We start from the raw sequence: 312 nt of genomic DNA, 5'->3' as shown, positions 1-312 counted from the left end.
GGCCGGGGTCAGCGCCTGGTAGATCGCCGCTGGCTTGACGTTGCTGGCTGCCGCCTCGGCGGCCGGCGCCGGTTCGCTCTTGTGCATGATGAACCAGGTAGCGCCCACCGAAAGGCCGATCGCCAGCAACAAGCCGACGACAGCCATGATGATCAGCTTGAGTTTGCCTTTTGTGGCGGGGTCTTTGACTGCTTCGCTCTTCGCCATGCCAATAATCCGTCGTCCATCGGGGGTTCAAAGGAGGATGGCTTGGCCTGAGCAAGTGTTATGCCAGATTATTCAGAAACTCGGTTTCAGCAGGATCTGCGGTGC

At 59.6% G+C, this 312-nt stretch carries 1 protein-coding gene; it reads right to left on the bottom strand.

The features are described 5' to 3' along the window. A partial coding sequence (locus GYA94_RS26655) for a flagellar basal body-associated FliL family protein (protein WP_498072227.1) occupies window positions 1-207 on the bottom strand: 207 nt, incomplete at its 3' end. Between the last annotated feature and the right edge of the window lie 105 nt (window positions 208-312).

This window comes from Pseudomonas juntendi, assembly GCF_009932375.1.
Classification (GTDB): domain Bacteria; phylum Pseudomonadota; class Gammaproteobacteria; order Pseudomonadales; family Pseudomonadaceae; genus Aquipseudomonas; species Aquipseudomonas juntendi.
The sequence above is the reverse complement of the archived record's forward strand: the minus strand, read 5'-3'. Positions and strand labels throughout refer to the sequence as shown.